This is a genomic window from Alistipes sp. UBA1686, from assembly GCF_002320215.1.
Lineage (GTDB): Bacteria > Bacteroidota > Bacteroidia > Bacteroidales > Rikenellaceae > Alistipes > Alistipes onderdonkii.
The window spans coordinates 1-21266 of record NZ_DCKA01000001.1 but is presented as its reverse complement, the minus strand read 5'-3'; the positions used below and the strand labels follow the sequence as shown (position 1 = coordinate 21266).

Annotated in this window: 17 protein-coding genes; 6 read left to right on the top strand and 11 right to left on the bottom strand. The window is 57.0% G+C overall.

Annotated features, from left to right (window positions below; translation table 11 throughout):
• The 4 genes from rpsO to deoC form a co-directional block, all read left to right on the top strand.
• Nucleotides 1-255, top strand: a 255-nt coding sequence (rpsO, locus tag B3C38_RS00085) for a 30S ribosomal protein S15 (RefSeq protein WP_286723838.1), incomplete at its 5' end; no start/stop codon positions are given.
• A 95-nt stretch (nt 256-350) separates the two neighbouring features.
• The gene (gene pnp, locus B3C38_RS00080) at nt 351-2585 is read left to right on the top strand and encodes a polyribonucleotide nucleotidyltransferase (RefSeq protein WP_055202248.1); all 2235 of its coding nucleotides are present in this window, start codon (nt 351-353) and stop codon (nt 2583-2585) included.
• Nucleotides 2586-2798: 213 nt separating this feature from the next.
• Nucleotides 2799-4520, top strand: coding sequence for a tetratricopeptide repeat protein (locus B3C38_RS00075; RefSeq protein ID WP_022332594.1), 1722 nt, complete (start codon nt 2799-2801; stop codon nt 4518-4520).
• A 142-nt stretch (nt 4521-4662) separates the two neighbouring features.
• Nucleotides 4663-5541: a deoxyribose-phosphate aldolase gene (deoC, locus tag B3C38_RS00070; RefSeq protein ID WP_022332593.1), complete on the top strand. Its 879-nt coding sequence runs from the start codon at nt 4663-4665 to the stop codon at nt 5539-5541.
• A 594-nt stretch (nt 5542-6135) separates the two neighbouring features.
• Here the strand turns inward: deoC and B3C38_RS00065 are convergent.
• The 3 genes from B3C38_RS00065 to B3C38_RS00055 are packed head-to-tail and all read right to left on the bottom strand — an operon-like array spanning nt 6136 to nt 9199.
• Complete coding sequence (locus B3C38_RS00065) at nt 6136-6360, bottom strand: hypothetical protein (protein WP_022332592.1); 225 nt, start codon at nt 6358-6360, stop codon at nt 6136-6138.
• Complete coding sequence (locus tag B3C38_RS00060) at nt 6353-7990, bottom strand: S41 family peptidase (RefSeq protein WP_022332591.1); 1638 nt, start codon at nt 7988-7990, stop codon at nt 6353-6355. The genes B3C38_RS00065 and B3C38_RS00060 overlap by 8 nt, the downstream gene beginning before the upstream one ends.
• Nucleotides 7991-8020: 30 nt before the next feature.
• The gene (locus B3C38_RS00055; protein WP_055202258.1) at nt 8021-9199 is read right to left on the bottom strand and encodes a DUF3078 domain-containing protein; all 1179 of its coding nucleotides are present in this window, start codon (nt 9197-9199) and stop codon (nt 8021-8023) included.
• A 95-nt stretch (nt 9200-9294) separates the two neighbouring features.
• Between B3C38_RS00055 and nfo the strand changes: the two genes are divergently transcribed.
• A complete protein-coding gene (nfo, locus tag B3C38_RS00050; protein ID WP_022332590.1) occupies nt 9295-10140 on the top strand; it encodes a deoxyribonuclease IV in 846 nt (281 codons plus the stop codon).
• Nucleotides 10141-10325: 185 nt separating this feature from the next.
• Here nfo and B3C38_RS00045 read toward each other — a convergent pair whose 3' ends face one another.
• The 5 genes from B3C38_RS00045 to B3C38_RS00025 form a co-directional block, all read right to left on the bottom strand.
• Nucleotides 10326-11528: an aspartate aminotransferase family protein gene (locus B3C38_RS00045; protein WP_237958062.1), complete on the bottom strand. Its 1203-nt coding sequence runs from the start codon at nt 11526-11528 to the stop codon at nt 10326-10328.
• The gene (locus B3C38_RS00040) at nt 11525-12214 is read right to left on the bottom strand and encodes a TrmH family RNA methyltransferase (protein ID WP_286723726.1); all 690 of its coding nucleotides are present in this window, start codon (nt 12212-12214) and stop codon (nt 11525-11527) included. The genes B3C38_RS00045 and B3C38_RS00040 overlap by 4 nt, the downstream gene beginning before the upstream one ends.
• On the bottom strand, nt 12195-13115 hold the full coding sequence (gene rsgA / locus B3C38_RS00035; RefSeq protein WP_286723724.1) for a ribosome small subunit-dependent GTPase A: 921 nt from the start codon (nt 13113-13115) through the stop codon (nt 12195-12197). Before rsgA ends, B3C38_RS00040 begins: the two co-directional genes overlap by 20 nt.
• Before the next feature lie 3 nt (nt 13116-13118).
• Nucleotides 13119-13631: a CvpA family protein gene (locus tag B3C38_RS00030; RefSeq protein ID WP_018696279.1), complete on the bottom strand. Its 513-nt coding sequence runs from the start codon at nt 13629-13631 to the stop codon at nt 13119-13121.
• A gap of 117 nt (nt 13632-13748) precedes the next feature.
• On the bottom strand, nt 13749-13967 hold the full coding sequence (locus B3C38_RS00025) for a helix-turn-helix domain-containing protein (protein ID WP_022332585.1): 219 nt from the start codon (nt 13965-13967) through the stop codon (nt 13749-13751).
• A 290-nt stretch (nt 13968-14257) separates the two neighbouring features.
• Here B3C38_RS00025 and B3C38_RS00020 point away from each other — a divergent pair, with 290 nt between their 5' ends.
• Nucleotides 14258-17386: a hypothetical protein gene (locus B3C38_RS00020; RefSeq protein ID WP_286723719.1), complete on the top strand. Its 3129-nt coding sequence runs from the start codon at nt 14258-14260 to the stop codon at nt 17384-17386.
• A 510-nt stretch (nt 17387-17896) separates the two neighbouring features.
• Here B3C38_RS00020 and B3C38_RS00015 read toward each other — a convergent pair.
• The 3 genes from B3C38_RS00015 to B3C38_RS00005 all read right to left on the bottom strand — a co-directional run.
• Nucleotides 17897-19111 carry a glycoside hydrolase family 57 protein gene (locus B3C38_RS00015; protein WP_286723716.1) on the bottom strand — a complete coding sequence of 405 codons (1215 nt, stop codon included), beginning with the start codon at nt 19109-19111 and terminating at the stop codon, nt 17897-17899.
• Between the two features lie 12 nt (nt 19112-19123).
• Nucleotides 19124-20437, bottom strand: coding sequence for a glycosyltransferase family 4 protein (locus B3C38_RS00010; RefSeq protein ID WP_333585007.1), 1314 nt, complete (start codon nt 20435-20437; stop codon nt 19124-19126).
• A gap of 133 nt (nt 20438-20570) precedes the next feature.
• On the bottom strand, nt 20571-21266 hold a 696-nt coding region (locus B3C38_RS00005; RefSeq protein ID WP_286723714.1), incomplete at its 5' end, for an amylo-alpha-1,6-glucosidase.

The window sequence follows — 21266 nt, the reverse complement described above, 5'->3', positions numbered from 1 at the left end:
GAGAAAAAGCAGGAGCTTTTCGGCCAGTACGGCAAGTCTAACACCGACACGGGTTCGCCCGAGAGCCAGATCGCGTTGTTTTCGTACCGTATCAGCCACCTTACAGAACACCTCAAGAGCAACAAACACGACTTCGGAACCCAGCGCGCACTGCTGCGCCTGGTCGGTAAGCGCCGCGCGTTGCTGGAGTATCTGAAAGAGGTCGATATCGAGCGCTACCGCGCCATCGTCAAGACGCTCAACCTCCGCCGATAATCCGCGAGGGAGAAATGAGGGCAATTCCCAACGAGGGGTTGCCTTCATTTTCGTAAAGGACAACGATTCGAAAAACATTATAGGTTTAGATTTTTATGGAAGAAAAGAAGCTGTACAACGCAGTCCGCAAGATCATCACGCTGGCCGACGGACGCCAGATCGAGATCGAAACGGGCAAACTGGCCAAGCAGGCCGACGGCTCCGTGGTAGTCAAGATGGGAGACACGATGCTCCTGGGTACCGTGGTGGCCGCCAAGGACGCAAAACCCGACACCGATTTCATGCCCCTTCAGGTGGAATACAAAGAGAAGTACGCCGCCTGCGGACGTTACCCCGGAGGCTTCATGAAGCGCGAAGGCAAAGCCAACGACAGCGAAGTGCTCGTCGCGCGCCTGATCGACCGAGCCCTCCGCCCCCTGTTCCCCGCAGATTACCACGCCGAGGTTTACGTAACGGTGAACCTCATCTCGGCGGATAAGGATATCCAGCCCGACGCCCTGGCGGGCCTGGCCGCTTCGGCCGCCCTCGCCGTTTCGGACATACCCTTCGGCGGCCCCATTTCGGAGGTTCGCGTGGCACGCATCGACGGCAACTACGTCATCAACCCCAACTATTCGGAGATGGGCAAGGTCGACCTCGACATCATGGTCGGCGGTACGATCGACAACATCCTGATGGTCGAAGGCGAGATGAAGGAGGTTTCCGAGGAGGTGATGCTCGGGGCCATCAAGTTCGCACACGAGGAGATCAAGAAGCACTGCGCCGTACAGATCGAACTCGCGAAAGAACTGGGCAAGGACGTGAAACGCACCTACTGCCATGAGGTCAACGACGAACAGCTGCGCCAGACGATTATCAGCGAGCTTTACGACAAGGCTTACGCCATCGCCACGAGCGGCACGATGAAGCACGAGCGCGAGGAAAAGTTCAACGCCCTCGAGGCCGAGTTCGCAGCGCGTTACAGCGAGGAGGAACTGGCGGAGAAAGCCCCGCTGATCCACAAATATTTCCACGACGACGTGCAGAAAAAGGCCATGCGCAACATGATCCTCGACGAGGGCAAGCGCCTCGACGGCCGCAAGACCGATGAGATCCGTCCGATCTGGTGCGAGGTGGGCTACCTGCCCGCAGCCCACGGCTCGGCGATCTTCACGCGCGGTGAAACGCAGTCGCTGACCAGCGTTACGCTCGGTACGAAACTCGACGAAAAAGTCAAGGACGAAGTGCTGGTACAGGGTACCGAGCAGTTCGTGCTGCATTATAACTTCCCGCCCTTCTCGACGGGCGAGGCCAAGGCCGCACGCGGCCTGAGCCGCCGCGAGATCGGCCACGGCCACCTGGCATGGCGTGCCCTGAAACCGATGGTTCCGCTGGGTGAGGAGAACCCCTACGCCGTGCGTATCGTATCGGACATCCTCGAGTCGAACGGTTCGTCGTCGATGGCTACCGTCTGCGCCGGCACGCTGGCCCTGATGGACGCCGGTGTGAAACTCAAAAAGCCCGTCTCGGGTATCGCCATGGGGCTGATTTCCGATTCGCAGAGCGGCAAGTGGGCCGTGCTGTCGGACATCCTGGGCGACGAAGACCACCTGGGCGACATGGACTTCAAGGTGACGGGTACCAAGGACGGTATCACCGCCACGCAGATGGATATCAAGGTCGACGGCCTCTCGTACGAGGTGCTGGCCGCAGCGCTGGAGCAGGCCCGCAAGGGACGCCTGCACATCCTCGACAAGATCACCGAGTGCATCGCCGAACCGCGCGAGGACTACAAGCCTTTCGTACCGCGCATCGTACAGATCACTATCCCGCAGGATATGATCGGTGCCGTGATCGGCCCTGGCGGCAAGGTCATCCAGGACATCCAGAAGACCACGGGTACGACCATCACGATCACCGAGGTCGACAATAAGGGTATCGTGGACATCTTCGGCCAGGACAAGACCGCACTCGACGGCGCGCTGAACCGCATCAAGGCCATCGTTGCGATCCCGGAGATCGGCGAGACGTACCACGGCAAGATCCGTTCGATCGTCACCTTCGGTGCGTTCGTCGAGATCATGCCCGGCAAGGACGCCCTGCTCCACATCTCGGAAATCGACTACAAGCGCTTCGAGACCATGGAGGAGACCGGCCTGAAAGAGGGCGATGAGATCGACGTGAAGCTGATCGGTATGGATCCGAAGACCAACAAGCTCAAATTGTCGCGCAAGGTGCTGCTGCCCAAGCCCGAGGGTTATGTGGAGCGGGAGCGTCGTCCGCGTGGCGAGCGTCCCGAGCGTGGCGAACGCCACGAACGCCACGGACGTCCTGAACGCAAAGAAGAGTAAAACGACTGTTAATGTGATATTTTCGGGCGGAAAAGTACTGAAATTCCGCCTGAAATATTGCACAATTACCAAGAGTTTTCTATATTTGCGTTGTTCTGGCTGGGGAGTTGGAAGATGCAATACCGCGAATTCCGTACGAACCGGGCCGAAAGACAGATAAAAAGGCAAACATTTAAAATAAACACATTAAATTAACCGATTATGAAAAATCTAATGAAATTGAGCGTTGTGCTCGTAGCTGCCGCACTGGTATTCTCGAGCTGTAATTGCTTCAAGAAGATGGCCAAGAACCGGGATGACATCAACCTGACGGTTACCCCCGAGATTCTGACGCTGAACAACGGTATCGTTGCCGCTGACATCAATGTTACGTTCCCGGTTAAGTATTTCAACGCGAAAGCCGTTATCAAAGTAACTCCCGTGATTGTATTCGACGGTGGCGAGGTTGCCGGTGCCGCCAAATATCTCCAGGGTTCGAAAGTCGACGAGAACTACACGGTCATCGACAAGAAGAACGGAGGCAATTTCACGCAGCACGTAGAGTTCCCCTACGACCCCCGTATGGACAAGTGCGCCCTGCAGCTCCGCGCCGAGATCAAATGCCCGGGCGGCAAGTGCAAGGAATTCACGCTCGTGAACCTGAACACCGGCGCCATCCCGACCAAGGAGCAGGCTGCCGTGCTGGCCGGTAACGACGAGGCTGCCAAGGCCGCTCTGGCCAAGGAATTCGGCCTGACCGTAGCTTATGGTCTGAACACGCTCCAGAAGGATCTGAAATACTCCGACCTGATGGCCCCGATGGCAAACAACTACAAGAAGGTGACCACCGTCGTCGACAAGACCGATCTGCTCTATGCGATCAACTCTTCGGTCGTAACCAAGAAGAACGAGAAGAAAGCCAACCTCGACGCGTTCAAGGCTGACGTAGATGCCAAACTGCAGAACGACCGTGCTACGCAGAACATCGCCGTGAAGGGTTATGCTTCGCCCGATGGCCCCGTGAAATTCAACGACAAACTGTCGAAGTCACGCAGCGAGTCCGGTAAGAAAGTCGTTGCCAAGCTGCTGAAGGATTCGGGCCTGGACATCGACGCTGCCGCCTACGGTGAGGACTGGGACGGTTTCAAGGAACTGGTCGAGAAGTCGAACATCAAGGACAAGAACCTCATTCTCCAGGTGCTGAGCCTCTACAACTCGCCCGCAGAGCGTGAGAGTGAAATCAAGAACATGTCTTCGGTATTCAACGAACTGAAAGAGGAGGTTCTTCCCGAACTGCGTCGCTCGCAGATCGTGAACAGCACCGACATCCAGGGCAAGACCGACGCCGAGATCATGGCTGCGTTCCGCAACGGCCAGGAGCTGACCGTAGAGGAGTACCTCTATGCTGCCGAGACGCTGGCTAACGGTGCCGAGGAGCAGGTTGCTATCCTGACCACCGCTTCGAAGAAATACAACGACGCCCGCGTTTACAACAACCTGGGTATCGCACAGGCCAAGGCAGGCGACAAGGCTGCTGCGCTCAAATCGTTCGAGAAGGCTGCTAAGATGGATTCGTCGAGCGAAATCACCAAGAACCTCATCCTGGGCAACCTGGCCAACGGCAACACCGCCGAGGCTAAGAAGTATGCCAAGGCTGCCGATGCACAGGCCAAGGCTGCTATCGCTGCTGCCGAAGGCGACTACAAGGCTGCTGCCCAGAACCTCGACGGTTACAACGAGGCCGTGGCTCAGGTGATGAGCAACAACCTTTCTGCCGCCAAGCAGGCCATCTCCAAGGACAACTCGGCCGACGCCGACTACCTGCGTGCAGTTATCGCTGCCAAGGAGGGTGACCTGAAGACCGCAGAGGCCCAGCTGAAGAGCGCCGTTTCGAAGAACCCGAAACTGGCTCAGAAGGCTGCCAACGACATCAACCTGAAGGCGCTGAACAAATAATAGCCGTCAACCGATAAAAAGAGCCTGAACCCGGTGGTTCAGGCTCTTTTTTTGCAGGATAGCCGGTATGACGGGAAAAATTTACGGACGGGAACCGCGCGTATGAATATTTTTTCCTAATTTTGTAAAAACAGCGATTATTATGGAATACGCCAACCATCTGAACGAATATGCTCCCGCGTGGAGCGAAGCCCAGGTAGACCAGGAGGTCGCCCGCATCCGCGAAGCCGCGAAACGCAACCACAATACCGACGTGTACAAAATGTGCTACTCGGCTATCGACCTCACGACCCTGTCGTGCAACGACTCGGTGACTTCGGTCACGGAGTTTGCCCGCAAGGCTGCCGAGTTCTACCAGAAATATCCCCATATCCCCAATGTCGCTTCGATCTGTATCTACCCGGCATTCGTCGAGACCGTGGGGCTGGCTGTCGATGGCACTCCGATGCGCATTACGAGTGTGGGCGGCGGGTTTCCTGCAGCCCAGACCTTCCTCGAAGTGAAGGCCCTCGAAGTGGCGATGGCCGTGGAAAACGGCGCCGATGAAATCGACATCGTGCTCAATGTGGGGCGTATGCTTACGGGCGAATACGATGAGGCGGCGAACGAGGTCGAGGTGATCCGTTCCGAGATGGACGGCGACATCGTACTGAAAGTCATCATCGAGTCCGGGGCGTTGAAAACCCCCGACCTGATCCGCAAGGCATCGTTGCTGTCGATGTTCGCAGGTGCCGATTTCGTGAAGACCTCGACGGGCAAGATCGACGTCGCAGCGACTCCCGAGGCGGCGGTCGTCATGTGCCAGGCCATCCGCGATTACTATGCGAAGACCGGACGCAAGGTCGGATTCAAGGCTGCCGGGGGAGTCCGCACGGCCGAAGACGGCGCACTTTACTATACCATCGTTGAGGAGATTCTCGGTAAGGAGTGGCTTACGACCGACCTGTTCCGCATCGGTGCATCGTCCGCCGCAAACAATATCCTTTCGGCGATCGAGGGCAGGGAGATCAAATATTTCTGATCTTCGGAAGAGCCCAGGCCGTATACAGCAGTCCCGCAGGGCTGCTGTATTTTTTTGACGAATGAGTGAGCGATACGGCGGGGAAAATCATGCTATACGCTTTCGACTGTACGGGATGAGGTTGTTCAAATTCCTCCACACACGGCTTGCGACATCTGCGAGGCATTCCCGATGGCCAAAACCACCCCATCCCGAGGAACAATATCCCCGGCCGTCGGTGCAGCCCGGATTATTCATGCAAACGGAGGATGTACTTTGGCTGCCCGCGGCCGGGATATGTGCAGACCTCGCAGTCGCGGCCGAAAGGGACGGACTACCTATATAAATGCGGGAAACCGCCCGATACTGCATGTCCGTGTAGGGAAAGATATGGAATACGGCAGTCCGGACTCTTTGCAGGATTTCAGGTATACGGCAGGCAGCAGCCCCTGCAAGGGCTGCTGCCTGTTATGTGAATCCCGATCCGAAGTGATTTCGATCCGTTTTCCCCGGGAAAATAAATATTTTCCAGCAGATATTATCCGGTGTCAGGAATCTGTTATTTACGAAAGCCCTCCCTCGGGAGGTATTTCCCGTATGCTTTCCGGACAGGTATTACCGAATCGAATCGACCACCTCGACGGTTACCGAATCCGTCACTTCGATTTCACCCGCTACGGGTGCCGCCGGCTGGTCGGTGTCGACTGGCCCCGGGAAGGTTTGGTTTTCGATCTCGTCGCGCAATAACATCGACTGGAAGTTGTCGCGCCGGATGGCCGCAATGACGACGATGACGATCACCGCCACGGCCACGATAATACCGATGAGTTTTTTAATCATTTTTCTGTGTATCGTTTAATATCCCGATGGCACGCACCACCACGTTGTCGACGGGATAGATGTTGGCGTAGAAGCCATTGTCCTCCAGCGCCGTGTTGCGGCCGATATAAGCCCTCAGCTGGGCCTCGATCAGCTTTCGCGAGCGGGCGATGTCCCGGTAATCGGGAGCGACGCCCTTGCGTGCCGCATAGCGGATGAAATCCTCCACGAGGCCCTTGTCGCTGTCCAGCAACGCCTGGAGTTCGGGGATCGTCCTGACCTTGTTCAGAGCTTCGCGGTGACGGTCGGCATATTCGATCGTATAGCGGTAGAGGATGTTGCGCCCCGCCACCTCGACAAAATATTTCGTTACGTCGGTCGTATCGGCCGGCACGAAGACGTCGGGCATGATACCCCCGCCGCCGTAGACCACCTTCCCGCCCGGAGTCACCCGTTTGAGCGAATCCGCGAAGTGGATGCTGTCGGCCGAGAAGAACTCGTTGTTCTTATACCGGTTCCAGATGTCCTCTTCGTAACTTTCGTCGTCGCCGATCGTATAGGGTTTCTGGATCGAACGGCCCGTAGGCGTGTAGTAACGCGCCGTAGTAAGCCGCAATGCCGATCCGTCGCTGTATGGGATCTGACGCTGGACGAGTCCCTTGCCGAACGAACGGCGTCCAACAATCGTACCACGGTCGTTATCCTGCAATGCCCCGGCGAGGATCTCGCTCGACGACGCGCTGCCCTCGTCGATCAGCACCACTACGTCCATATCCTGCGCGGCGCCCGTGCCGTCGGCGTATTCGCGCAGCTGTTTGTGCTGGCGGTCTTCCGTGTAAACGATCAGCTGGTCTTTGTGCAGGAATTCGTTGGCGACCATGATGGCCTGGTCGAGGTAGCCGCCCGAGTTGCCCCTCAGGTCGAAGATAAGTTTGGTGGCGCCCTGCGCACGCAACGTGTCCAGCGATGCCTGCATCTCGTCGAAGGTCGTCCGTGCGAACTGTCCCAGCTTGATGTAACCGATGCCGTCGGCAATGCAGAACGCCGATTCTACGCTTTTGATCGGAATCTTGTCGCGAACGACGTCGACGCCCACCAGGTCGGAGATACCCTGGCGTCCCAGCCCGAGGTGTACGGTCGTGCCGCGCGGGCCGCGCAGTTTCTTCACCACGTCGCGCTGCGGGATTTTCTGCCCCGCGACGAGCGTGTCGTTGATCTCGATGATACGGTCGCCGGCCTTGATCCCGGCCTTGTCGCTTGGGCCCTGCGGGATGACGTTCAGCACGATCACCGTGTCGGTCGCCATGTTGAAGACCACGCCGATGCCGTCGAATTCGCCTTCGAGCGGTTCGTTGATCTCCTGCATCTCCGATGCCGGAATATAGACCGAGTGGGGATCGAGCTCCTTGACCAGCAGCGGGATGACGTGCTCGGCAAGCGAATCCATCGCCACCGAATCGACATATTGATTCTCGATCAGCGAAAGCGTATAGGTTAACTTGTTGGTGGGCAGTGCCATCTGGCGGAGCATGCCCTTGATCTCCGAAGTGGTGCTGTTGCGGCCCATGTACTGCCCCAGCAGCAGCCCCAACACAACACCCGCTGCCAGCAGCAGCGGGAAGAGGACGGTGTATTTCGAGTTCTTATACATTTGCGTGTCATACGCCGGCCGGCGGCCGGACTATTTTTGCGGTTTTTCCTTGTTCTTGAACGTATACGTCAGGCCGACGCTCAGCAGCGTGCGGGTCTGCACGTCGAGGTTCTGCGCCCGGTTGTAGTAAAGCTGGAAACTTAACGACGTGGAGAGGTATTTTGTTGCCTTGATGTCGATCGTATTTTCCCAGCGTACGATCGGGTGGATCGGCAGGCGGGGCTTGGTCTTGATGTCGCTGCCCTTCTCTACCCAGTCGTCATATGCAATCCGGTATTCGGAATAGTCGCTGATCTTGTTCTTCTGACCGATGTCCGTGATCCAGCCGTAGAAGGAGTAGAGCGTCGTGCGGTAGCGCAGGAAACCGGTCTTGCCGAACGTGCGGTCGAAGTCGATCTGGATCGACGAACCGCCTTCGTATTTGGACGTCTTGTCGGGGTCTTCGATACCGTAGTTGAATCCGTTCGTTTTGCGGATCAGTTCGTTCTCCGCAAAGGTGGCATTCAGGGCGATCGGCGAGATGTTGACCACGATCGGGAATTTGGCCTTGGGGCTTTTATAGGTGATACCGAGCGAGATGTCGAGGTAGCCCGGGGTCATGAATTTGCTCTTGAGGTGCTCCTCCTTTTGTTCCGTACGCGATTTGTACCCGTTGACGAACTGGCTGCGGAAATTCAGGATCGAACCGTACGACCAGTTGTCGGACATCTTGAACGACGGGGCGACGGAAATCACGAATTCGTCCTGGTTTTTGAACCAGATACCCTCGCTGTCGGTGTATTCGTTGCCTTCGTCATCTTTCTGGGTCGTTTCGACCTTCATGCGGTTGTAGCCGAGCTTGGCATTGAACTTGGTTTCGAGCGTGAAGAGGTTCTTCGTGAAGAGGTGGCGCAGCCCGAAAACCGCCGTCAGGGCAATGGAGTTGTCACCGCCCGAGACCGAGATCCACGGGTCGTTGTACGACGTGAGTGAACCCTGTATGCCTCCGCTGAATTCGAGGTAGTTGCGCTCCTTGCGGATTGCGGCGCGCTCGGCCTTGTAACGGGCCAGGCTGAAATAGTCCACATCGACGGAGGTGGATTTCAGTTTGTCCTGGAAGGTCACTTTGTCCTCTTTGGCATCGACTTCGTCGATGGATATTTGTGCGAACGCGGGGTTGCCGGCCAAAAGGGCGGGAATGAGCCCGAAAAGCAGGTAAAAATATTTCATAGTGAAGCGATTATAATTGCAAATTCAATATGCAAATTTATGAAATTATTTACAAAATCCTTAACTTTGTCTTAAGTTAATACAGAGACAATCATATGAAATATATCGGAGCACACGTAAGTGCTGCGGGAGGTGTGGAAAACGCGCCCGCCAATGCACACGGGATCGGGGCCACGGGCTTCGCCCTTTTCACGAAGAACCAGCGCCAGTGGGTGGCCGCGCCGCTCACCGCAGCGCAGATCGACGCCTTCCGCACGGCCTGCGACCAATACGGGTATACACCCGCGCAGATCCTGCCCCACGACTCGTACCTGATTAACCTCGGGCATCCCGAACGGGAGGCTCTGGAGAAGTCGCGCGCAGCCTTCCTCGACGAGATGCAGCGCTGCGAAGCGCTGGGGCTCGACCGGCTGAACTTCCACCCCGGCAGCCACCTGCAAAAGATTTCGCCCGAACGGTCGCTCGACCTGATCGCCGAGTCGATCAATATCGCGCTGGACAAGACCCGCGGCGTGACGGCCGTGATCGAAAACACGGCCGGACAGGGTTCGAACCTCGGGTTTGCCTTCGAACACCTGGCCTACCTGATCGAGCGGGTCGAAGACAAATCGCGCGTGGGGGTCTGCATCGACACCTGCCATGCCTTTGCCGCCGGATACGACCTGCGGACGGCGGAGGCCTGCGACAAAACCTTTGCGGAGCTGGAACGCGTGGTCGGGTTCGAATACCTGAAAGGCATGCACCTGAACGACGCCATGAAAATCCTGGGCAGCCATGTCGACCGCCACACGCCGCTGGGCGAGGGGATGATCGGCATGGAATGTTTCCGCTATATCATGCAGGACGCGCGTTTCGACGGCATTCCGCTGATCCTTGAAACCCCCGACGAGCAGCGCTGGCCGGAGGAGATCGCCCTGCTCAAGTCATTGGCCGAAGAATAGGAAACCATTGCCTCCGCAGACTCCGGCAGCCGGACAGGCGGACTGCTGAGGAAAATTGCAGCCTACATGCGCCGTCGTCGAATCGTTGCCTCATATGTCTAATTGCGGGTAATCGCGGCCGGGAGATTCCGGCGTAATACGAAAAAAGAGGGTTTCTGACCCTCTTTCCCGTTTGCCTGCACGGCCTACCCCAATTCGTCGAGGCATTTGAGGATCAGTGCCGCGCTTCCGCGGATCTCCTCCTCCGAGATCGTCAGCGGCGGCGAGATGCGGAACGCCGTGTCACAGAACAGAAACCAGTCGCTCAGGATCCCCGCCTGCTTGAACAGTTCCATGATGCGGTAGAGTTTCTGCGGTTCGCCCAATTCGACCGCCAGCAACAGTCCGCTGCGGCGGATTTCACGCACGGCGGGATGGTTGCCGAGCAGTTGTGCGTAGAGTGTGCCCTTCGCCTCGACCCCTTCGACGACCTTGTTGTCAAGCAGGTAATTCAATGCCGCGAGCCCGGCTGCGCAGCATACCGGATGTCCGCCGAAGGTGGTGATATGCCCCAGCACGGGATTCTCCTGCAGGGTTTGCATAATCTCCGGCCTCGAGACGAACGCCCCCAGCGGCATGCCGCCCCCGAATGCCTTGGCCAGGCACACGATGTCGGGCGTAACGCCGTATTTGAGCATGGCGAACAGTGCTCCCGTGCGCCCCATGCCGGTCTGTATCTCGTCGAATACGAGCAGTGCCCCGACTTCGTCGCAACGGCGCCGCAGCGCCTCCAGATAGCCCGGGACAGGCGGGCGGACGCCCGCTTCGCCCTGCACGGGTTCTGCAAGGACGCATGCCGTGCGGCGCGTGATGCGCTCTAACTCCCCGAAATCGTTGAATTCGATTGCCTGCACGTCGGGCAGCAGGGGCCGGAAAGCTCCTTTCCACTCCTCGCCTTCGGGAGCCCCCATCATGCTCATCGACCCGTGGGTCGACCCGTGGTAGGCACGCCGCATGGAGACCAGCTCCGTGCGTCCGGTATAGCGTTTGGCCAGCTTGAGCGCCCCTTCGACCGCTTCGGCGCCCGAATTGACGAAATAGAGACTCGACAACCCGCCCGGAAGCAGCGACGCCACCTTTGCGGCATACTCCACCTGCGGCGTTTCGACCAGCTCGCCGTAGACCATGACGTGCATGTAACGCGCGGCCTGTTCCTGTACGGCCTTCACGACGGCAGGATTGCAGTGCCCGACGTTGCTCACCGATACTCCGGCGACCAGGTCGTAATAGCGTTTTCCTTCGGGCGTATAGAAGAACGACCCTTCGGCGCGCGCCACCTCGACCAGCATCGGGGACGGCGAGGTCTGGCCGACATGGGCCAGGAATTGTTTTCTGAGTATGGTATTCATGGTAGGTTTCCGAATTTGCGGGCGAGAATTCCCTTGGCGTCCTTCACGCTGGACATCATCCAGCGGTAGAGCACTTCGGCCTGCCGCGCCTCGTCCATGCGCCAGTTGCCGACCGTGAGCCGTACCCGTTCCGAGAGCATGTAGATCAGGATTGCAGCCGATGCCGAAACATTCAGGCTTTCGACCATGCCGCACATCGGGATGCGCAGGAATTCGTCGGCCCCGGCGATGACCTCGTCCGATATTCCGGCGTGCTCGGTGCCGAAGACCAGTGCGAACGGCCCGCGCGTGACGTCGAAAGTCTCGGGCGTCACATCCTCGCGGTGGGGTGTCGTCGCCACGATGCGGTACCCGTCCCGGCGCAGTGCGGCGAGCGCTTCGGCGGTAGTGGGATGGCGCCGCACGTCAACCCATTGGTCGGTGCCGCGGGCGATATCGGGATTGGGGTCGAATCTGCAGAGTGTCTCGACGGTGTGCATCTCCTGTATGCCGAAGGCTTCGCAATGGCGGATCAGCGCCGCTGCATTCTGCCCGTGGTACATGTTTTCGGCCATAACGGTCATGTAGCGTGTACGCATGGCGACCGTGCGGCGAAGTACCTCATTGCGTTCGGGGGTCATGAATTCCGCAAGGCAGGCCGTACGCGCGTCATACCAGGCGGTGTCCCTATTTGCGGTATTTTTCATCTTCATCGAGGATTTTCAGGTAACTCTCGTAGCGGGCATAGGCGATTTTCCCCTCCCTGACCGCTTCGACCACGGCGCACCCCGGCTCGTGGGTGTGGGTGCAGTTGTAGAAGCGGCAATCGGGTGCGGCGCGCATCATCTCCGGGAAATAGTGCCACAGCTCCGCATCGTCGATGTCGATCAGTCCGAACCCCTTGATGCCGGGCGTGTCGATCACCGCCCCACCCCCGGCCAGCGGGTACATCGTCGAGAAGGTCGTGGTATGACGCCCTTTATGATGGCTGTCGGAGATCTCCCCCGTACGGATGTCGAGCGACGGGTCGATGGCATGTATGAGCGTCGATTTTCCGACGCCCGAATTCCCCGACAACAGCGTCACGCGGCCTTCGAGCAGTTCGCAGACCGCTTCGACGCCGACACCTTCCGTGGCCGAAACCTCCAGCACGCGGTATCCTGCACCTTCGTATACGGCGCGGAAGTCCGCCATGGCGGACGGATCCTGCAGATCGGCTTTCGAAAGTGCGATCGTGACGGGCACCTTGTAAGCCTCGCAGGTCACCAGGAAACGGTCTACGAACTCCGTAGCCGTTTCCGGTGCTCGCAATGTCGCCAGCAACAGGGCCTGGTCGATGTTCGCGGCAATGATATGGGACTCCTTCGAAAGGTTCGAAGCCCGACGGATCACGTAGTTGCGGCGGGGACAGATGTCGCAGATGACGTAGTCGCCCCCGTCGTCGGACTCGCACGTGACCTCGTCGCCCACCACCACCGGGTTGGTCGACCGGATGCCTTTCAGACGCAGGCGCCCGCGGATGCGGCAGCGGACGGCCTCCCCGTCGTGCAGCACCTCGTACCAACTCCCTGTGGCGCGTATCACCACGCCTGTGAACCGTTTTCCCATCGGCTATTCTTCGTCCTGCTCCCGTGCTTGTTGCGGCACCTGTTCGCCGACCCATTCCAGGAACGGGAAAATACGCTCGGAGAGGCGCATGACGGGTTTGTAACTTTTTGATTTCTCGATCGTACGGGCCCCGATCAGGGTGTAGTCCTCGTTCAGCGTGTCGAACGCCGAAAACAGGACGCTCAGCAGCAGCATGTATTTCAAAACGGATACGGCGATGCCCAGTACGATATCGGCTATCCCGAACCCGGCAAAGTGGCACAATTTGCGTACCAGCCGTCCGGCGATGGCCACCAGCAGGACGACCGCCAGGAGCACCACGACGAAACCTCCGGCAGCTGAAATCGTCTCGTCAAGCTTGAGCCAGGCGCCGACTTCGGCACCGTAACGTGAAGCAACCCAGATGCCTGCGATGATTCCGGCCAACGAACATACCTGCATGACAAATCCTTGGCGCCAACCGTTCCAGACGGCTAACACCAGCATGAGGCAGACGATCAAATCGATAGTGTTCACAAATAGCTGTACCTTATTTTGTTTCGGTCGTAAATATACGATAAATTACCGAAAATGCCCAAAAAAAGAACCCTTCGGACGATAAGGCCGGGATATATAAATATAGGTATATCCCTTTTAGCGAATTACATCGCGCAGGCTCACACTCAGCGCATTACAAATGATACACATCGTTTTGACCGTAAGGTTCGTACGTCCCGCTTCGATACGGCTCAAATTGGATCTTTCCATGTCGCAACGGTATGCAAGTTCCTGTACCGTTAGACGTCGCTCCTTCCTCAACTCTCTGATCCTGGAAGAGATATAGGATATCTCCTCCTCGTAAACAACTCCCATTTCAAAAATTTGGATAAAAATTTTGTTGTGCAAATTTTTATATATATATTTGCACCATGCGTATCATATATGATACCAGCAACTATGGTGTCATAACTGGAAAATTTAATGCGTCAACTAATTATAAAGAATGCGTCACTTAATACAAATAACGTGTTTGATGGTCTGAAAAGTCTATGAAATACTACAAAAAGGCAGACTCCGCGAATGAGAAATAGCAAGCGTCACTCTATTGATAAAACTAAATGCGTCAACACTAAAAAACAATTCCATTTCAATTCTTCATTACTATGAAAAAAAACTTATTCAGAAAATTTCTTGCACTGTTCCTCACGGGAACATTGTTAGCCGGTGTCGGTTGTAAGGACTACGACGACGATATCGACAAACTTAACGACCGCCTCGACGAGTTGACCACTGGTAAAATTGCGACTCTGGAGTCACAGCTCGGTTCGTTGCAGACAGCCGTCGATAACCTGAAGAGTGCCGATGATGCTCTCGGAAAACGGATCGACGAGCTCAAGAGCGACGCTGACGCCAATGCCAAGGATATCGAAGCTTTGGAGAAGGCGCAGGATCAGCTCCAGAAGGACATCGACGCCATCGAAAAAGACCTTGCGGACAATTATGTAACTAAGAGCTATCTGAACACGACGCTCTCTTCGTATGCAACTACCAAATATGTGGGTGACGCCGTAGCGGCTGTTACGAACAATCTTGGTAAATTCACGACGGAGAAGGCTATTCAGGATGCCATCAACGCAGCAAAGGACGCAGCTATCGCGGCTGCCGGCGACGCTTGCAAGGATGCATTCCAGACGTCGTTCAATGCTGCCGTCGCTTCGGCCAACCTCGTCAATGAGACCAAGTTGACCCAGGCGATCAACGACTACGACACCAAGATCAAGCAATACCTCGAGGATGCCATTACGAAAGAGGACGGTTTCATCAACAAGGCCATTGCCGAGGCTGTCAGCGATGCTGTCGCAGACCTGCAGGCTATGATCTCCGGTCGTCTGACCAGCGTGCTGCTGATCCCCGACCTGTATGTCAACGGCATCGAAACCATCGAGCTGAAATCGCTGTCGTACGAGGCATGGAAGGTAACCTCGACCGCATCGACAGAGACCGTGGCACAGGGTACGACGACTTCGACGACTGCTGCTTCGGCTACTTCGGTACGCTACAACGTAAGCCCCTCGGTCGTTACGAAAGAGGACATCAAGGATCCCTGTTTCGTGTTCGAGAAGGCTGAAGTTCGCACGCGCGCTGCTGTCAGCGAGCAACTGCTGAACGTCGCTTCGTGGGATATCGCAGGCGGTGTGCTGACCGTAGACGTGAAGAAGACGGCAGGTACCGCTCTTACGCTGGATGCAAAACACATCTACACGGCTGCCCTGAAAGTGCCCCTCGCAGACAAATACCTCGGCGAAGGCGAAGTAGGCACTGCCGTATATTCGGACTATGTTGCGCTGACCGAAACGGCTATCGAGCCGAAAATCGCCGCCCTGATCGACCTGAACTCGGACAAGAGCGAGGACGGTGAATTCGAGTGCGATGAAGCAGCGGATCACTATCACTTCTCGGCTGATTATGAGGCTGCACAGGCTGCCGATCCTTCGTTCACCGAAGCATACAACAAGCCGATCGACCTGCTGTCGATGGTTACCGGTTGCTATATCGACGATGATGAAGCCAAGGAGATCACCAAGGAAGCGCTCAAGGCTGCCGGCCTCGAGTTCCGCTTCGTACTGCCGACCAAGCCTTACAAGGTAGGTGACAACGATACCGACCAGCAGAAATTCGCCAGCGTAGCCAATACGGACGGCGCGTGGACGCTGACCTCGAAACTGCCCGACGGCACGACCAACAACCAGGCTGCTATCGACAAGACGCCGATCGTACGTGTCGAGCTGGTTGACGTGAACAACAAGAACGCCGTCGTTGACGTTCGTTATTTCAAGGTACAGTGGCTGAAGGAGAAGATCGCTCCGGTTGACCTGAAGGTTCTCAAGACGTTCGACTACACGTTGACTTGCGATGCCTTCAAGGGTTCGTTCACTTGGGAAGAGATGGTTACCAAGGTACTCGGCAAACTCGGTGAGAACGGTCTGTCGCAGGCTGAGTTCATCGCAACCTATGCTGCTCCCGAAATCGCCGCTACCGACCATACCGTAGGTACCGTGGCCCAGGCCGCTGCTGACGGTGTCGAGCTGCTTTACAACTTCGACGCTACTGCTGCCGAGTCCGCTGCCGCCTTCACCTGGACGCTGACGCCCGAGCAGATCGGCAACGTGATCGCCGACCTGATTGCTGGCAAGGAAGTGAAGAAGGTTGTCAATGTGACGATCCCTGCACAGAACGTATACCAGGGCAAACTGACCTTCTCGTTCGTTGTGAACATCAAGAAGCCGACCCTGCCTTCGATCTACGGTTACGACTCTTCGTTCTGGCACTCCGATTACACGCTGGCTTATGTTTACCCGATCCAGTACAATACGCCCGGTGCATATGCGACCTGCGCATACCGCTATGAACTCGACCGTCTGTTCGCCGACAGCAAGCCCGTCACGAACCTGCTGCCCTGCGGCAAATGGGATATCCAGTTCGCCAAGAAGCAGCCTGCTACGGGTTACGCTCCTGCACTGACGGGTGCCGAACCTGCCGGTGAAACCGACGTGACGGGTTATACGCTGAAGAAGGGTGTTATGGATGCCGTCAAGCTCAACTACAACGGTATGGGTGACAACTGGTATGCTCCCGCAACCACGAACCCGGGTGCCGTCAATACCGCCGCCGCTGCCGACATCACCGTACAGGTGCTCAATAACGAAGCCGGTATCGGGATCCTGAAGCAGCAGGCAACGCTCAAGGTATGGGCTGCGATCAACCCCTATAACCACATCGAGCTGACGGATTTCAACGTATATTTCGTCGAGCCTCTGAAGATCAACACCGAGCTGACCGACGCCTACTTCGTAGACCAGATCATCAGCGGTTCCGAGGTTGACTGCTCGAAGGCCTTCACCATGACCGACTTCAAGGACTACATCGTGGCTGAGGTGACGACCGGTACGGACGAGAAGGAGAAATATGCTTCTGACCTCTATGCTTACTATGCAGTGAATGCTCCCGCATGGGATCTGGCCAATGCCAAGACCAACCTGAAGAAGGATGGCAGCGGCAACTACGTAGTGGACGGGACGATCACGGCACAGACCGCCACGATCAAGGCTGAAGACCGTTTCGGTGTGAACTGCATCACCAAGGATGGCTCGAAGCTCGTCTTCAAGAACATCAACGGCGTGAAGGTAGAGAAGACCGTGAAGCTCTTCATCCCGGTTACCGTTAGCCACAAGTGGGGCACGATGACCGCCAACGTGACGATCGAGCTGCACCCCGAAGAGCCTGCTAACTAATTCTGATCCTTTCCGCGGAATCCGGCGCTGCCTCGCAGCAGCGCCGGGAACCCGGAAATACTCCCAAGGCAGGAGTCGCACATCCCCAAAGTTTTTTGGTAACAACAACTCCCACTTTCAAGTAAAACTCCTGCCTGCGGCAGACCGAAGAGGCGCGGTCTGCCGCTTTTTTTATGCCCGGAAGTTTCCCTGCGTTCTCTCGATCCGCATTGTGGGTTCGTTATCCTGGAGCCCGGTTTTTTCGGGGGGGGGTGTACGGCTCCCGTTTCTTGTGTGGTTCGCGGTTCTCGCGCGGATTGCGGCTTTCGGGCGATCGCTAGGCTGCAGGCACGGAATGCCCGGGCATCTTATGGAATATCCGTCGTTGCATCGGGCAGCGGCGGATATTCCTGCCTTTTACGGGCGGTTGTTTGGCCCATCTGGAGACTGATGGACGAAAAACAGCCGGGATCCTCGGATCCCGGCTGTTTCGCTATTCGGTTGGTGTGTCGTAAATTTTTCTTTCGCCCGTTATTTCGCCTTTGCGGCCTTTGCCGCCACAGCCTTGTCCAGTTCGATGATGAAATCCGAGAGGACGTTCATGTAGTTGATGAAAGCGTCGTAGGCCGAATCGTAGGGGTTGAAATAGGAGTGTACGTCACCGTCCGAGAGCCATTTGGTAGCCATGTAGTAGAAATGGTCGGAGGTCTGCATGAAACTCCACACATAGTCGAAGTCGGGGCTTTTCAGTGCCGCGATCTTCTCCTTCTGGGCGTAAAGCTTCGAGAACGCTTCGTTCTGCAACTCGTTGCCGAGCCATGCCGTCACGTCGCGCTCCTCATCGGCCCACGACATCACGTGCGGACAGTGGAGTACCGCTACGGGCTGGTGTTTCTTGGCAGCTTCGGTGACGGTCGCGAACTCAAGGCCGTTTTTCTTGGCGAGGATCGCCTTTGGCAGCGCGCGCATGAACTCGAAGATTCCCGTGTCGGCGGTCTGGTGTTCGCCGAAAGTTTCATAGTCCATGAAGAGGTTGATGACCTCGCCCGGAGTCTCGTCCGAAGCGAGCCATTTCACATATTTGTCCGCCGTCAGCGGCCATTCGTTCCAACTGCGGTTCGAGAAGCGGAAGGCGATGTCGTCCGAGAGTTTGTAGTTGCGCAGCAGCAGGCGCAGCTTCTGGTTGACGGCGTTGGCGTATACATAGTTGGGCGATTTCCAGCCCAGCACGTGTTTGGCGCCTTCAGCCAGCATCGTACGGAAGCCCATTTCGGCCACGGCGGCGCCGATGTCGTCGGAGTAGATCAGCTCCGTATTGCGGAAGGCGGTCGGTTTCACCCCGAATTCCTTTTTTATGAGCGCCGTATGGAGCTTTACCTGTTCGGTGAAATCCTCCTTCGACGCCAGCGATGCCAACGAGTGGGAGTAGGTTTCGGCAAGGAATTCAATGCAGCCCGTGGCGGCCAGTTCCTTGAACGATTCGAGGACTTCGGGTGCATAGGCACGGAACTGTTCGATAGCGATGCCCGTGATCGAGAATGAGCAGCGGAACTTACCCTTGTTTTCCCGGATGAGCTTCAGCAACAGGGCGTTCATCGGCAGGTAGCATTGCCGGGCGACTTTCTGCATGATGGAGCGGTTCAGCAGGTCGTCCAGATAGTTGTGATCCTTGCCCATGTTGAAGAAGCGGTACTTCTTCAGTCGCCAGGGCTGGTGTACCTGAAAATATAAGCAGACGGTTTTCATAGGGTAGCTATTTTATTGTTTTTTATTCTCTTCTATCGCCGCTTCGTATACGGCTTTGATTTTGGCTGCGGCATCGTTCCATTTCAGGTTCGTGACCTCTTCCAGGCCTTTCGAGGCGAACATCCCCGCAAGCGCCGGGTACTGGATCAGCCCGTAGATGGCATCGGCCAGGGCATCGACATCCCAATAGTCGACCTTCACGGCATAGTCGAGCACTTCGGCCACGCCGCTCTGCTTGGAGATGATCACCGGGACGTTCGAACGCATTGCCTCGAGGGGCGATATGCCGAACGGCTCCGAGACCGACGGCATGACGTATACATCCGACAACTGGAACATCTTGTGTACGTCCTCGCCGCGCAGGAATCCGGTGAAGTGGAACCTGTCGGCAATGCCCAGCCGCGCCACGCGGCGGATGACGTGGTTCATCATGTCGCCCGAGCCGGCCATTACGAAACGTACGTTGGGGACTTTCTTCAGCACCTTGGCCGCGGCCTCGACGAAATAGTCGGGGCCTTTCTGGTAGGTGATACGCCCCAGGAACGTGACGATCTTGTCGTCCACGCCCCGTTCGGGCATTTTGCACTGGCCTGCGGCGAACCGCACGGCATTGTGTACCGTCACGACCTTGTCGGCCGGGACGCCGTAGCGGTTGATGACGATGTTGCGCGTGAGGTTCGAAACGGCGATCACCCGGTCTGCGGCGTGCATGCCTGCACGTTCGATGGCGTAGACCTGCGTGTTGACGTTCTCGCCGCTGCGGTCGTATTCCGTGGCGTGCATATGCACGACCAGCGGCTTGCCCGATACGCGCTTGGCGGCGATGCCGGCGTAGTAGGTGAGCCAGTCGTGGGCGTGGATCACGTCGAACTGCCCTTCGAGGTCTTTGGCCACCTGCGCCGCGACTACGGCATAGCGGGCGACCTCCTCCATAAGGTTGGCGCCGTACTTGCCCGAGAAGGTATAGCGTTGTTTCCAGGCATCGGTCGTCGACCAGACTTTCTGTCCGGATTTGACGTAGCGCTCCTGGTACTGTTCGTACTCTTCGGGGGAGATGTAAGGTACCATGTTCGAGTCGATGTGGATGAACGACATCTTCTCGAGAATATCGTCCGCGCCGCTTCCCGTAGATCCGTAAAGCGCCTCCACGTCACTGGCATTCAGGACGTGCGTGAATCGCTGATCCTCGTCGCCGTAGGCATGGGGTACTACGAATGTTACGTCGACATCGTTGCGTGCCAGCCCGCGGGTCATCCCGTAACATGCCGTTCCCAAACCACCCGCGATGTGGGGCGGGAACTCCCAACCGAACATTAAAACTCTCATAACTATATCCTTGTTTTGCAATTTTTACCTTTCCTCTCACAGGAACGTCCCGGCTCACGGCCACAAGCCGCGGTTGCAAGTCCGGACGCCCCGGAATCCCGCCTTGGCAGGATTTTCCTCCCCTCACAACTTGTTATTTCCCAGCCTTTATCTTTTTTGTCGCGGCCTTTGTCGCAGCCGGCTTTTTTCCTGTCGGTTTCTTCTCCGCACTCTTTTTCGCTGCGGGTTTCTTTTCTGCGGTCTCTTTTGCGATGGCCGTCTTTGCCGCAGTTTTCTTTGGCGTATTGTCCGTTGCGGTTTTCTTTACCGCAGCTTTTTTGGCAGTGCTTTTCGCCACGGGCTTCACCGTCTTCGCGGCTTCCCCCGCAGTTTTGCTTTCCCAGGCCTCCTCCTTCGTACGTTCGCGGATCATGCTGTGGATATTGAGCACGGCCCCGACGCTCCACGCCTGCGAGATAGCCCCGCGCGATGCGTAGGGCGGGTCGGCATCGTAAAGCTCGCAAATAGACCCGATACCGTAGCTCTGGATGTCTTCGTCGAAATTGGCGAGTATCTCCCGGGCTTGCGGCAGGAATGCGTCCCCGTCGATATCGAAACATGCCTTGACGTAGAATTGCAGCAGCCAGGGCCATGCCGAACCGTTCTTGCCCGCGAAATCGCGCTCTGCGGGAGAACCTCCTTCCTGCGAACCTTTGTAGAGCAGGTTGCGGGGCGAGAGTGTCCGCAGCCCCTTGGGGATGAGCAGGTGCTGGCGTACGGTGCGGATCACCTCCAGTTGCAGCTCTTCGTCGAGCATCTTGTAATCCAGCCCGCAGGCGACGATCATGTT